Below are 13,752 nucleotides of genomic sequence, written 5' to 3' on the forward strand. Positions count from 1 at the left end.
TGAGGGAGTGTGGCAGCATGTCGGGCAGGGACACGCCGGGACATGTATGACCAGCACGCGACGATGCTTCGAGCCGGGTCACAAGCCAAAATGCCTCGTCATTGTTGACGACACCGCCGAATGGGATCGCGCGGTCTATTTCGCCAGCCGCTGGGCGATCCGCGCCGATGGCGGCGTGGTGATGCTGCGCATCATCGAGCCCGAGCAGCAGAACCAGGAATGGCTCGGCGTTGCCGAGATCATGCGTGCCGAGGCGCATGAGGCGGCGAACGCAGCGCTCGACCGCGCCGCCGGTCGCGCCAACGGCATCGCCGCGATCACGCCGGAGCGGGTGATCCGGGAAGGCAGCGCGATGGAACAGCTCCTCGAGGTGATCGACGAGGATCCGGACATCGCCATGCTGGTGCTGGCCGCAAGTCCCGGCGCGGAAGGCCCGGGACCGCTGGTTGCGCTGCTTGCCCATGAGGTGGGCACGTTCCCGATCCCGGTGACGATCATCTCGGGCGCGCTGAGCGACCAAAGCGTGGATTCGCTGTCGTAGCTTACCTTGCCCTGGAGGGGAGGGTGAAGCGGCTGCATAAGCCTATGAAATTTCTACCGAACCGCCGCGATGACCCTTGATCGTGCGTTCCCCGTCGCCATCTGCTAGTTGATAGCTCACGCGCCGGCCTTGAACCGGCGACGTCCGGAGAAAACCATGTTCATTCAGACCGAAGCCACCCCCAACCCTGCCACGCTGAAATTCATTCCCGGCCGCCTCGTGCTCGACGGCAGCCCGATGGAGTTTTCGACCCGCGAGGCCGCCGCCCGCTCGCCGCTCGCCGAAAAGCTGTTCGACGTGCCCGGCGTCACCGGTGTGTTCTACGGATCGGACTTCATCACCGTGACCAAAGCCGGCGGTGAATGGCAGCAGCTCAAGCCCGCGATCCTCGGCGCCATCATGGAGCACTATATGTCCGGCGCGCCGCTGCTCGCCGACGGTGTGGTGTCGAGCAATGTCGATCTCGACGACGAGGACGAATTCTTCGACGAGGCGGATGCCGAGACGGTCGACATGATCAAGGACCTGATCGAGACCCGCGTACGGCCCGCGGTCGCCAATGACGGCGGCGACATCACCTTTCGCGGCTTCAAGGACGGCATCGTCTATCTCAACATGAAGGGCGCCTGCTCGGGCTGCCCGTCATCGACCGCCACGCTCCAGCACGGTATCCAGAACCTGCTGAAGCACTTCGTGCCGGACGTGGTCGAAGTGCGGCCGATGTGAGTTGGGCGATCGAGGCACTGAATTCCGTCATGCCCGGGCTTGTCCCGGGCATCGACGTTTTTGGGCCGCAAAGTCGTGGATGGCCGGGTCGAGCCCGGCCACGACGGCCAGAATCTGGGCATCATCCGATTGCCAATGCTATGATTGCTTCATGCTGATCCTTGCCATCGATACCGCGCTCGAAGCCTGCGCAGCCGCCGCCCTTGATACCGATGCAGGCGAGCTCCTTGCGCAGGAGCAGCTTCCCATGAAGCGCGGCCACGCCGAAGCCTTGATGCCAATGATCGCGCGCGTCATGCAATCGGCCAATCTCTCCTTCACCGCGCTCGACCGCGTTGCCGTCACCGTCGGTCCCGGAAGTTTCACCGGCTTGCGCGTCGGCATTTCGGCTGCGCGCGGAATCGCGCTGGCGGCCAAGCGGCCTGCCGTCGGGCTGACAACGTTGTCGGCTTATGCTGCGGCCATTGTCGACCGGAATGGATCGGCGCCCGTGATCTCTGCGATCGATGCGCGGCATGATCACGTCTATTTCCAGATCGTCGCCGGCGACGGCAGCCAGCTGGTGCCGCCGAAAGTGGCCCCTATCGACGAAGCGATCGCGGCCTCACAATTCGGCGCGCCGCATCTGGTCGGCAATGCTGCAAAGATCCTCGCGGACCGCTGGCCGACGGTTATGCCGCAACCCGTTGCCGTCGACGCGCAAGGCGCGCCCGACATCGGCTGGGTCGCATGGCTCGGCGCCGCGGCCGATCCCGACGCCACGCCGGCGAGGCCGTTCTACCTGCGCGCGCCCGATGCCAAGCCGGCAGCGATGCCGCAGCTCGCAGTCCAAGCCGCAACCTGATGATGCCAACCTCATGATACGATGGTTGTCGGAATGGTGGCGCGGCGGCACTGCCGCCGTCGAGCCCGCTTTCGCGCGCGATGCGGCGCGGCTGGCGCAGCTTCACGGCGCATCCTTCGCGCACGGTTGGGGCGAAGGCGAGTTCGAGACCATGATCAGCGAGCGCAACACGCTGGTCCATCGCCTGCGCCTGGGCCGCAAGATCATCGGCTTTGCGGTGTCGCGGATCGGTGCGGATGAGGCGGAAATCCTCTCCATCGCGGTCGACAAGGGCCAGCGCGGCCACGGCCTCTCACGCACGCTGCTGATGACCCATCTCGGCCATCTCGCGGGGCGCGGCGTCCGTACTATATTTCTGGAAGTCGAGGAGAATAACCAGCCGGCGCGCCGGCTCTACGATCGCGCCGGATTCGTGGTGGTGGGACGCCGCGAACGCTACTATAAGCAGCCGAACGGGGAACATTTGAACGCACTTCTGATGCGGCGTGACTTGTCGTAACATTGGTGGCAAGAAGCGCCTGCCAGGCAGACACCCTATGACCGTACTGAAATCTTCCGCGACCAAGACGACCGGCATCGAAGCGCGATGTGCCGCAACCGGCATGCGCATGACCGAGCAGCGCCGCGTCATCGCCCGCGTGCTCGCCGAGGCGATGGATCATCCCGACGTCGAGGAACTCTACCGGCGCTGCGTCGCCGTGGACGACAAGATCTCGATCTCGACCGTCTATCGAACCGTAAAACTGTTCGAAGATGCCGGCATCATCGAGCGCCACGATTTCCGCGAGGGCCGCGCACGCTACGAACAGATGCGCGACAGCCATCACGACCACCTCATCAATCTGCGCGACGGCAAGGTGATCGAGTTCACCTCCGAAGAAATCGAGAAGCTGCAGGCGGAAATCGCGCGCAAGCTCGGCTACAAGCTGGTCGATCACCGCCTCGAGCTCTATTGCGTCCCGCTCGACGACGACAAGCCCACTTCTTGAGCATGATCTCCGCGCAAACGCGTTCCGCGTTTGTCGCGAGGGAAAACCGCACTACACTTTTCCGGATCATGCTGTGGTGCCGATAGACCTCATCATCTTCGATTGCGACGGTGTGCTGGTCGACAGTGAGGTGATCTCCTGTCGCGCGCACGCCGACGTGCTGACACGGCACGGCTATCCGATCACGTCGGAGCAGGTGTTCGAGCGCTTCCTCGGCCGCTCCACGCGGCAGGCCAATCTCGAGATCGAAACCGAGCTCGGCCGCAAGCTGCCCGAGGCCTATCATGGCGAACTGCAGGACGAGCTGTTCCGCTCATTCGAGGCCGACCTCGCTGCAATCCGCGGCATCCACGACGTGCTTGATGTCGTCACGCAAGCCGTCTGCGTTGCCTCGAGCGGCTCGCATCAGCGCATGCAGGTGAGCCTCGGAAGCACCGGACTTTATGAGCGGCTCGCGCCCAACATCTTCTCCGCCTCGCAAGTGAAGAACGGCAAGCCGGCGCCGGACCTATTCCTGTTTGCGGCTGCCGAAATGGGAGTACCACCGCACCGCTGCGTCGTGATCGAGGATAGCCTCGCCGGGATAGCCGGTGCCCGGGCCGCCGGCATGACCGTGTTCGGCTTCCACGGCGGCAGCCATTGCCCGCCGGGTCATGCCACCATTCTGCGCGCCGCCGGCGCCGCGATTACCTTTGACGATATGCGGCAATTGCCGGAACTGATCCGGCGGGTCGAGGCGGAAGCGCTGGCGGGCTAAATCGGCCCCTGACCATCATTCCGGGGCAATGCGCCAGGACCGCGCAAAGCGCGACCCCGAGCATCGAACCCGGAATCTCGCTCCAAAACCTCTGGATTCCGGGTTCTCGCTGACGTGCGCCTCGGAATGACGTGTTTTGGAGGCCCAATCGCTGGATTTTCACTCCACCAGCCTATATCTGGGGGCCAACCTCCACCTCAATCCGGGTTCCATGAAGCCGCCGCGCAAGCTGCACATCAAATCATATGGCTGCCAGATGAACGTCTACGATGCCCAGCGCATGGTGGACACGCTGGCTCCGGAAGGATTCGTGGAGACGGCGAGCGCCGAGGACGCCGACCTCGTCATCCTCAACACCTGCCATATCCGCGAGAAGGCTTCCGAAAAGGTCTATTCCGAGCTCGGCCGCCTGCGCGTCGCCAAGGACGAGGCCGCTCGCGAGGGCCGCACGATGCAAATCGCGGTCGCGGGCTGCGTGGCGCAGGCCGAAGGCGAGGAAATCGTGCGCCGTGCGCCGGTGGTCGACGTTGTGGTCGGCCCGCAGAGCTATCATCATCTGCCGGAGCTGTTGAAGCGCGCAGGCGACGAAGGCCGCGCGATCGAGACCGAATTTCCGGCCGAGGACAAGTTCGGCTTCCTCGCCCAGCCGAAACCCGATGCGATCCGCGCGCGCGGCATTTCCGCCTTCGTCACGGTGCAGGAAGGCTGCGACAAGTTCTGCACCTTCTGCGTCGTGCCGTACACGCGCGGCGCCGAAGTCTCGCGCCCCGTGGCGAAGATTCTCGACGACGTGAAGCGGCTCGCCGACAACGGCGTGCGCGAGCTCACGCTGATCGGGCAGAACGTCAACGCCTATCACGGCGAGGGACCCGACGGAAAAAGCTGGCCGCTCGGCAAACTGCTCGAGCGCCTCGCGCAGGTTCCGGGGATTGCGCGGCTGCGCTATTCGACCAGCCACCCCCGCGACGTCGATGACAGTTTGATTGCAGCCCATCGCGATCTCGATTCGCTGATGCCGTTCGTCCACCTGCCGGTGCAATCTGGCTCGGACCGCATTCTGGCGGCCATGAACCGCAAACATACCGCCGATGATTATCGGCGTGTCATCGACCGATTCCGTACCGCGCGCCAAGGCATTGCTTTTTCATCGGATTTTATCGTCGGTTTTCCCGGCGAAACGGAGCAAGATTTTCGCGCCACTCTCGCGCTTGTCGCACAAATCGGCTACGCTGCAGCTTATTCGTTCAAGTATTCCGCCCGGCCGGGAACGCCGGCCGCGGACATGCAGGAGACGGTGTCCCCGGCCGAAATGGACCAGCGATTGGAGCGGCTCCAGGAACTGATCGACAGCCAGCAATCGGCCTTCAACAAGGCCGCGATCGGCACAACCGTCGACGTGTTGTTCGAGCGCGCCGCGCGCAATGCTGGCCAGATCGTCGGCCGTACCGCCTATTTGCAGCCCGCGCATGTGATGGCTTCGGCCGACATCGTCGGACAGATCCTGCCGGTCCGGATCGGCAGCCTCGAGCGCTACAGCCTTTTGGGTGAACTCGTGACGCAGCATCCTGCGCACGCGCCCGCTTTATCGCCAATCGCCACTGGAGCCTGAACCCTTGCCAAAAAGCGCATCGGATTCGCCTTCTTTCGCTCCCAGCCGCAAATTTGACCGCGACATGCAAGTTCCGCCCGAGACCCAGGTCGTCATCGACTTCGACGACAATCGCGCCGCATCCGCGCTGGTCGGCCCCTACGGCCAGAACCTCGCACAGATCGAGCGGCGGCTCGGCGTCGTCGTCGACTCCAAGGGCAACCACATCACCATCGGCGGCACGCGCGACGGCTGCGATGCCGCGCGCCGCGTGCTCGAGACGCTCTATGCCCAGGCCGTGAAGGGACAGGATCTCGACCAGGGCGAGGTCGAAGGCGCGATCCGCGCCGTGATCGCGCAGGGCTCACTGTTCGAGTTCGACGCCAAGTCGGCCAAGGCGACCTTCGAGAGCATCAATTTGCGCAAGCGCCCGGTACGCGCACGCACCGCCGCGCAAGATTCCTACATCCGCGCGCTGAAGCGGCACGAGCTGGTGTTCGGGATCGGCCCCGCCGGCACCGGCAAGACCTGGCTCGCGGTGGCGCATGCTGCGCAACTGTTCGAGCGCAAGGAGGTCGACAAGATCATCCTGTCGCGTCCGGCGGTGGAAGCCGGCGAGCGGCTCGGCTTTTTGCCGGGCGATCTCCGCGAGAAGGTCGATCCCTATCTGCGTCCGATCTACGACGCGCTCTACGACCTCATGGACGCCCGCATCGTCGAACGCGCGCTGCAGACCGGCGAGATCGAGATCGCGCCGCTCGCCTTCATGCGGGGCCGCACGCTGACCAATGCCATCATCATCCTGGACGAGGCGCAGAACACCACGTCGATGCAGATGAAGATGTTCCTGACCCGTCTCGGCGAGAACAGCCGTATGATCGTGACCGGCGATCCCTCGCAGATCGACCTGCCGAACGGCCAGACCTCGGGCCTGCAGGAAGCGACCCGCCTGCTCGACGGTGTCGAGGGCATCGCACAAGTTCGTTTCACCGCCGAAGACGTGATCCGCCACGAGCTCGTGGCGCGGATCGTCGCCGCCTATGAAGGCTTGGCCCAGCGGCCGGCCGCGGGCAAGTCATAACGGGACACAGCCGGATCCGGGCCGCGAAGAAAAGCAGTCCGCTCCGAATAACACCATGTCGCACTCCAACCTGCCCACCACCGAGGTCCTCGTCGTCGCCGATTGCTGGCAGGGCGAGCCCGAAGCCGACGCCGTGATCCAGCGCGCGATCGCCGCCGCGGCCGAGTCGGTCGATGAGGATGTCGCGGAGGCGGAAGTGGCGGTCATGCTGACCGATGATGCCGGTATCTGCACGCTCAACAGCAACTGGCGCGGCATCGACAAGCCGACCAACGTGCTGTCGTTTCCGGCGCTGCAGCCCGAAGGCGAATGGAAACCGGGCGATGCACCGCGCATGCTCGGCGACATCGCCATCGCCTACGAGACCATGCGGCGCGAGGCTGACGAGGAACAGAAACCTTTCGAGCACCATTTGAGTCACCTCGCCGTGCACGGGTTTTTGCACCTGATTGGCTACGACCACGAAAACGACGACGACGCGGAGGAAATGGAAGCGCTCGAGCAGCAGATCCTGGCGCATCTCGGCATCCCCGACCCCTATGCAGAGCGCTGACAGATTGATTGAGATGGCGGATTCCGAACCGACCCACGACAATCCACGCAACACCCGCAACCTGCCGGCGGTGGTAACGCCCGGCGAGGTCCTGCGACCGACCGCGGAAGGCTGGCTGCTGCGCGCGATCCGGACGCTGTTCGGCTGGAAGGCGGGATCGGTGCGCGACGATCTCCAGGTGGTGCTCGACGCCACCACGCCCGACGACACCGGTTTCTCCGCTGTCGAGCGCACCATGCTGCGCAACATCCTCAGTTTGCACGAGCGCCGCATCGCCGATGTCATGGTGCATCGCGCCGACATCGTCGCGGTGAAGAACGACATCCCGCTCGGCGAGCTGATGGACCGTTTCGAGAACGCCGGGCATTCGCGCCTCGTGGTCTACAACGAGACGCTGGACGATCCCGTCGGCATCGTCCACATCCGCGACCTGCTCACCTTCATGACCGCGCGCGCACGCGTGTCGGAGGCGACCAAGGCCAAGCGCAAGAAGCCGCTGCCGGCCGGTCTCGACCTGCGCGCCGTCGACCTCGCGCTGCCGCTGCAGGACGCGCATATCATCCGCAAGCTGCTCTACGTGCCGCCGTCGATGCGGGCGATCGACCTGCTCGCGCAGATGCAGGCGACGCGCATCCATCTCGCGCTGGTGGTCGACGAATATGGCGGCAGTGATGGCCTCGTCTCGCTCGAGGACATCGTCGAGCAGATCGTCGGCGAGATCGACGACGAGCACGACAGCGACGAGCCGCCGTCGATCGTCCGTCTGCCCGACAACACCTTCATCGCCGATGCGCGCGCCAGCCTCGACGACGTCCGCTCGGTGATCGGTGCGGATTTCGTCACCGGCGAAGCGGGCGAAGAGGTGGAGACACTCGGCGGCTATCTCGTCAGCTTCGTCGGCCGCCTGCCGGTCCGCGGCGAGGTGATCTCGGGCCCCGGCAATTACGAGGTCGAGGTGCTCGATGCCGATCCGCGCCGCGTCAAGCGGCTGCGCATCTCGACGCGGAAGGAGCGTCCTGCGCCGCGCACCCAACGCGAGAGCCGCCGCCGCGAGGCGCCGCCGGACGCTGGCCAACCGCCGGCCGGCGACGCACCCACGCCGCCGCCGAGCGACGGGGCCGGCACCCCGTGAACCTCACTCAACGACTGCGGACGATCGCGCTCGCCATCATCCTGACCTGGGGTTGGAAGCGCGCCCTCATTGCGATGGCGGCCGGCGCCCTGTCGGTGCTGGCGCTGGCGCCGTTCAACGCCTGGCCGGTGCTGTTCGTCACCTTCCCGGTGCTGGTCTGGCTGATCGACGGTTCCGGCGGCGGGCGATTCGGTGGCGTCCCCGCGGCGGCGCTGACCGGCTACTGGTTCGGGCTCGGCTATTTCGTTCCCGGTCTCTACTGGATCGGTTACGCCTTTTTCGTCGAAGCTGACGTCTTTGCCTGGCTGACCCCCTTCGCCGTGCTGGGCCTGCCGGCCTATCTTGCGATCTTCACGGCGATCGGATTCGCGCTGGCGCGCCTGATCTGGACCAAGGATGCCACGCGGGTGCTCGCGCTCGCCGCAAGCCTCACGTTCAGCGAATGGCTGCGCGGGCACGTGCTGACCGGCTTTCCCTGGAACGCCTTCGGCTATGCGCTGTCGGAACCGCTGCCGCTGGCGCAGACGGCATCTCTGATCGGCCTGTGGGGCATGACGTTCCTCACCGTTGCGATCTTTGCGAGCCCCGCGGCGCTGATCGACCGCACGCCGGACAAACGCGTGGCGTGGCGTGCGCCGGCGGCGGCGGTCGCGCTGCTGATCGTCATGGGCATTTTCGGCACCATCCGCCTGTCGCTGCATCCGACCACGATGGTCGCCGGCGCCAAGCTGCGCCTGATGCAGCCGAACCTCCAGCAGGACGCAAAATTCAACTACGCCGCCAAGGCGGAGGTGATGAAGAAATACCTCTCGCTGTCGGACCGCTCCTCCGGACCGCAGTCGACCGGCGTGCGCGATGCCACCATCCTGATCTGGCCGGAATCCGCCTTTCCGTTCTTCCTGACCCGCGAAGCCGACGCGATGGCCGAGATCGCCGAACTCCTGCCCAAGGGGACGGTGCTGATCACCGGATCGGTTCGTGCTCCTGACCTGCCGCCGGGCAAGCCGATCACGCGCGCCTACAATTCGATCTATGTGATCGACCACGACGGCAGCGTGCTCGCGGTCTACGACAAACTCCATCTGGTGCCGTTCGGAGAATTTCTTCCCTTCCAGGGCCTGATGGAGAAGCTCGGTTTCGAGCAACTGACGCGCGTGCGCGGCGGTTTTATTCCGGGTACCGTGCGGCACGCGCTGCCGATCCCGGGCGCGCCGCGTGCGCTACCACTGATCTGCTATGAGGCGATCTTTCCCGGTGACGTCGCGGCACGCGACGAACGTCCGGGCTGGATCGTGAACCTCACCAATGACGGCTGGTTCGGCATCTCGACCGGCCCCTACCAGCATCTGGAGCAGGCGCGGATGCGCGCCATCGAGCTCGGACTGCCGCTGGTTCGCTCCGCAAATACCGGCGTGTCGGCGGTGATCGATCCGGTGGGGCGCACCATCGCCAGCCTCGGCCTCGGGATCGAAGGCATTTTGGATGCAAGTCTGCCTGCCGCGATCCCACCGACCATCTATGCGCGGGTGGGCGACATCCCCGCGGCCATGCTCGTCGCGCTGGCCGTGATTCTCGCAGTGCGGCGACGTGTTGCCAAACGGCACCCCTGATCGCGCGGTATTCGGCGCGGTTCCTGGAAACCTTTGACAACCGTAGTCCCACGGTTGACAGACCGCTGGCAGCCTCCGCATTCTGGTCGTGCTGCAGCAAGACAGCGGTGCATTGCTAAATTTCTCCGCAATGTTTCCCCAATCAGAGTGAAGTTTTGATGTCGCTGTCACCTGAGGCAATACTTCCATTGCGCCAACGGTGGTGTTTGGAGGGCTGAGGAAATGTCGAAAGCGCCCAACCCTGTTGACAAATATGTCGGCAGTCGCGTGCGTATGCGCCGCATCATGTTGGGCATGAGTCAGGAAAAGCTCGGTGAAGCTTTGGGCCTGACGTTCCAGCAGATTCAGAAATACGAGAAGGGCACCAACAGAGTCGGCGCGAGCCGCATCCAGCAGATCGCCGAGATTCTCCAGGTGCCGGTATCGTTCCTGTTCGAGGGCGGACCGAGCGGCACGCCCGGTCCCGACGGCTTCAGCGAAGGCGCATCGCCGTCCTATGTCTCCGACTTCCTCGCGACATCGGAGGGCTTAGCCCTGACCAAGGCATTCACCCGAATCACCGATTCGAAGCTGCGCCGCTCGATCGTTGATCTGGTCGAACAGATCGCTGCCCGCGAAGGGCCCGACAAGCGCTGACGCGCGACCTCATTCCGATTTGAGGCTGCGCCAAATCTGGCCTATGTCGTCATTTGCGGCCGCGCTTTAGGCGTGTCCTCTTGCGATGATGCGGCTCAAAGGCTCAGATGTTTCCATGGCGAGCTCCAATTGGTTCGATTCCCAAACTATTCTCGATGGCATCCGCCGCTGGGTGGAGATCGAGACGCCGACGGACACGCCTGAACAGGTCAACAAGCTGGTCTCGCTGGTCGCGGATCACTATCGCGATCTGCCGGCGACGATCGAACGGGTTGCCGGCGTCGACGGCTGTGGCGACCACCTCGTGGTCCGCTCGACGTGGGGCCAGGACCAGCCGGGTATCCTGGTGCTCAGTCATCTCGACACCGTTCATCCCATGGGATTCATTGAGCGGCTGCCTTTCAGGATCGAAGGCGACAGCGCCTTCGGTCCCGGCATCTACGACATGAAGGGCGGCGCCTACATCGCCCATCACGCCTTTCGCGCGCTGTGCGCCACCGCGGACCGTTCGCCGCTCGGCATCACCCACATGTTCACCTCCGACGAGGAGATCGGCAGCCCCACCTCGCGCGCGTTGATCGAGCAGGAAGGGCGCAAGGCCAAATACGTGCTGGTGACGGAGCCGGCGCGCGACGGCGGCAAGATCGTCACCGGACGCAAGGGCGTCGGGCGGTTCGAGGTGTTCATCAGGGGCGTGCCCGCACATGCCGGCACACGGCCCGAAGACGGCCGCAGCGCCATCCGCGAGCTCGCCAACGTCATCCAGGCGCTCGAAGGAATGAACGATCTCAAGCGCGGCGTCACCGTCAATGTCGGCGTGGTGCGCGGCGGCACGCGACCCAACGTGACGCCGGAAGAGGCCTATGCTGAAGTCGATCTGCGCGTCCCCAGCTTCGCCGATGCGGAGGAATTCGTCGGCAAGATTCTCGGACTGAAGTCGAAAACCGACGGCGTCACCGTTGAGGTCACCGGCGACCTCAATCGTCCGCCGTACGAGAAGAGCAATTCGGGCGCCGCGCTGTTCGAGCACGCGAAGACGCTCGCCGCCGAGCTCGGCCTCGAGCTGATCGACGTCCACACCGGCGGCGGCTCCGACGGCAATTTCACCGCCGCGCACACCGGCACGCTCGACGGCCTCGGCGTCGACGGCAAGGGCGCCCACACTCATTATGAGCAGCTCTACATCTCGTCGCTCGAGCCGCGCGCGCGGCTGCTCTATCGGCTTTATCAGACGCTGCAATGAACGACGACAAGCTGCACCCGCGCCGCACTGAAGACAACGAGCGCGCCTTCTTCGGACGCCGCAAGGGCCACAAGCTCAGGCAGCACCAGGCCGACCTCGTCGACAATTTGCTGCCGCATCTGGCGCTCGACATCGAGAGCGAAGCGCCCGCAAATGTCGTCGAGATCTTCGATCCGGCCGCGAGCGATCTCAGGCTCGAGATCGGCTTTGGCGGCGGCGAGCATCTCGCGGCGGAAGCCCAGCTCTTTCCCGCGACCGGCTTCATCGGCTGCGAGCCCTATGTCAACGGCATGGCGAAAATCCTCGCGCAGATCGAGGCCGGCAACATCGGCAACATCCGCCTGTTCGCGGGCGATGCCGCCGAGCTGCTCGCCTGGCTGCCGCCAGCATCGCTGTCGCGGATCGACCTGATCCATCCCGACCCCTGGCCGAAACGGCGACACTGGAAGCGACGCTTCGTCCAGGACAAGAGCATCGCGGCGATGGCGCGCGTGCTGAAGGCCGGCGGTGAATTCCGCTTCGTCTGCGACATCGACGATTACTGCGCCTGGACGCTGTCGCATCTCGCACGCTCGCCGGACTTCCAATGGCTCGCGGAGCGCGCCGATGATTTCCGCCTGCCCTGGGTCGGCTACACCATGACCCGTTACGGCAGGAAGGCCGCACGCGAGGGACGCAAGGCGGCGTATCTGCGGTTTCGGAGGCTCTAGACCGTCTGCCGGTTGCGCCAGAAAGTCACGACGCGCTCGGCGGTCGAGGGCATCAGGCGCGTGAAGTTGGTGCGGGCGGCTTCGATGTCGGCGTCGGCCGGCGCGCGAGATGGGCCGTACCACAGCAGGATGAGCGCGCGCACGGTCGGCCAACCGAGATTCAAGACACGGCCAACGATCAGAATCGGATCATAGCGGTCGCCTCCGATCAGGCGATCGAGGGTCGCGAGCCTGAGGCCTGACATCGCGGAGAGCGCGGCGATCGATTCCTCGTATTTGTGCGCCTTGGCGAAGCCGAGCAGCGCGCTCTCGCCGAGATGCCCCTCGCGCTGCAGGGTGAGCACGGTGCGCTGCGCCGCCGAAAAATCGCGCCGCGGTCCGGGCGGCAGCGCCGCTTCCTCGATCGCAGTCATGGCGCGCTTGATCTCGACCTGGCGAACCGGATTGACCACGCTGGACAGGCGGCGGCGAATGACGTCGAGCGTGCCGTCGAGAAGCTCCTTCAGATGGTCGCCCGAGAGATCCTCGCGTTGACCGAGCTTGAGCGTCAGCACGCCGTCCTGCGAGGCACGCTTGACCAGCTCGGAGTAGCTGCCCGGCGAGAACACCGCACCGGCATTGCCGGCGGCGCGACGAACCACCTCGCGATCACCGCGCTCGACCAGCACGTCGGTGACCTTCGTCGACAAGGTCGGCCGCTCCGTCATCGCCAGCAGGTGGCCCTGCCCCTTCAGCCGCGCGATTTCGATCAGTGCGGCTTCGTCGAGCACGGGCGAGCGGCGCAGCACCGGACCGGCCACCATGATCTCGTTCTCGCGGGCGAGCTGCCTCACCAGATGGCGCGGCGCGTTGTTGAGCCTCGAGAAGCGCTCGGCGAGATCGACGCGCGAGGCAAGCTCGGCATGCGGGACGAGGTCGATCAGGAGATCGTCGAACAGCGCAACGAGGTCGGGGCGGAGCTTTGCGGAATCCTGGAAGAACAATTCGGCGATGGCGCGCGCCACCTCGCCGCGACGCCGCGGATCGCCGCGTTTGACGATATCGTCCAGTCCGGGGATGAGCGACGTGGCAACGGTCATGGAACGCAACTCGAATCTGGCACGCCGCGGGTGCGCCATAGGCTCAAGCCGCCCCACGATCGGCGAATTTAGGCCCCCTTGATGAAGGAAGCGTTGCGCTGGGAGCAGGCAAACCGGACGCAAAAAGCCAACCGCCGGCTGCGATGGGCCTTGTCCGGGGGGGTGGAAAGCGCTATATCAGCACCAACTTAATCTTCTCATACGATCCGCGTAGTGAGGGTGGGCCCGAAAGGACCCGCTCTTTTTTATTACCTGAGCGCGGC

The 13,752-nt window shown here is 65.0% G+C and carries 15 protein-coding genes; 14 read left to right on the forward strand and 1 reads right to left on the reverse strand.

The window, feature by feature from the left end; genetic code table 11:
* Positions 1–46 precede the first annotated feature (46 nt).
* The 14 genes from K289_RS0102480 to K289_RS0102545 all read left to right on the forward strand — a co-directional run bounded on the left by K289_RS0102480 (position 47) and on the right by K289_RS0102545 (position 12,410).
* Positions 47–541, forward strand: a complete 495-nt coding sequence (locus K289_RS0102480; RefSeq protein ID WP_027550015.1) for a universal stress protein — start codon at positions 47–49, stop codon at positions 539–541.
* Positions 542–697: 156 nt separating this feature from the next.
* On the forward strand, positions 698–1,267 hold the full coding sequence (locus K289_RS0102485) for a NifU family protein (protein WP_027550016.1): 570 nt from the start codon (positions 698–700) through the stop codon (positions 1,265–1,267).
* A gap of 151 nt (positions 1,268–1,418) precedes the next feature.
* Positions 1,419–2,111 carry a tRNA (adenosine(37)-N6)-threonylcarbamoyltransferase complex dimerization subunit type 1 TsaB gene (gene tsaB, locus K289_RS0102490; RefSeq protein ID WP_027550017.1) on the forward strand — a complete coding sequence of 231 codons (693 nt, stop codon included), beginning with the start codon at positions 1,419–1,421 and terminating at the stop codon, positions 2,109–2,111.
* A 13-nt stretch (positions 2,112–2,124) separates the two neighbouring features.
* The gene (rimI, locus tag K289_RS0102495; RefSeq protein ID WP_027550018.1) at positions 2,125–2,610 is read left to right on the forward strand and encodes a ribosomal protein S18-alanine N-acetyltransferase; all 486 of its coding nucleotides are present in this window, start codon (positions 2,125–2,127) and stop codon (positions 2,608–2,610) included.
* A 37-nt stretch (positions 2,611–2,647) separates the two neighbouring features.
* On the forward strand, positions 2,648–3,100 hold the full coding sequence (locus tag K289_RS0102500; RefSeq protein ID WP_027550019.1) for a Fur family transcriptional regulator: 453 nt from the start codon (positions 2,648–2,650) through the stop codon (positions 3,098–3,100).
* A 76-nt stretch (positions 3,101–3,176) separates the two neighbouring features.
* Positions 3,177–3,857 carry an HAD family hydrolase gene (locus K289_RS0102505; protein WP_027550020.1) on the forward strand — a complete coding sequence of 227 codons (681 nt, stop codon included), beginning with the start codon at positions 3,177–3,179 and terminating at the stop codon, positions 3,855–3,857.
* 211 nt (positions 3,858–4,068) lie between these two features.
* Positions 4,069–5,466: a tRNA (N6-isopentenyl adenosine(37)-C2)-methylthiotransferase MiaB gene (miaB, locus tag K289_RS0102510; RefSeq protein WP_027550021.1), complete on the forward strand. Its 1,398-nt coding sequence runs from the start codon at positions 4,069–4,071 to the stop codon at positions 5,464–5,466.
* 64 nt (positions 5,467–5,530) lie between these two features.
* Positions 5,531–6,526, forward strand: coding sequence for a PhoH family protein (locus K289_RS0102515; protein ID WP_027550022.1), 996 nt, complete (start codon positions 5,531–5,533; stop codon positions 6,524–6,526).
* Between the two features lie 55 nt (positions 6,527–6,581).
* Entirely contained in the window at positions 6,582–7,079 is a 498-nt protein-coding gene (gene ybeY, locus K289_RS0102520; protein ID WP_027550023.1) for an rRNA maturation RNase YbeY, read from the forward strand.
* A gap of 13 nt (positions 7,080–7,092) precedes the next feature.
* Positions 7,093–8,211: a hemolysin family protein gene (locus K289_RS0102525; RefSeq protein ID WP_035683679.1), complete on the forward strand. Its 1,119-nt coding sequence runs from the start codon at positions 7,093–7,095 to the stop codon at positions 8,209–8,211.
* Complete coding sequence (gene lnt, locus K289_RS0102530; RefSeq protein ID WP_027550025.1) at positions 8,208–9,821, forward strand: apolipoprotein N-acyltransferase; 1,614 nt, start codon at positions 8,208–8,210, stop codon at positions 9,819–9,821. Before K289_RS0102525 ends, lnt begins: the two co-directional genes overlap by 4 nt.
* 222 nt (positions 9,822–10,043) lie before the next feature.
* A complete protein-coding gene (locus K289_RS0102535; RefSeq protein ID WP_027550026.1) occupies positions 10,044–10,457 on the forward strand; it encodes a helix-turn-helix domain-containing protein in 414 nt (137 codons plus the stop codon).
* Positions 10,458–10,542: 85 nt separating this feature from the next.
* Positions 10,543–11,700: a M20 family metallopeptidase gene (locus K289_RS0102540; RefSeq protein WP_027550027.1), complete on the forward strand. Its 1,158-nt coding sequence runs from the start codon at positions 10,543–10,545 to the stop codon at positions 11,698–11,700.
* Positions 11,697–12,410, forward strand: a complete 714-nt coding sequence (locus K289_RS0102545) for a tRNA (guanine(46)-N(7))-methyltransferase TrmB (protein WP_027550028.1) — start codon at positions 11,697–11,699, stop codon at positions 12,408–12,410. The genes K289_RS0102540 and K289_RS0102545 overlap by 4 nt, the downstream gene beginning before the upstream one ends.
* Here the strand turns inward: K289_RS0102545 and K289_RS0102550 are convergent.
* Entirely contained in the window at positions 12,407–13,489 is a 1,083-nt protein-coding gene (locus K289_RS0102550; protein WP_027550029.1) for a DUF2336 domain-containing protein, read from the reverse strand. The two genes, K289_RS0102545 and K289_RS0102550, sit on opposite strands and share 4 nt — an antisense overlap.
* Positions 13,490–13,752 lie beyond the last annotated feature (263 nt).

This window comes from Bradyrhizobium sp. Cp5.3 (assembly GCF_000426265.1).
Taxonomy (GTDB): Bacteria; Pseudomonadota; Alphaproteobacteria; order Rhizobiales; family Xanthobacteraceae; genus Bradyrhizobium; species Bradyrhizobium neotropicale.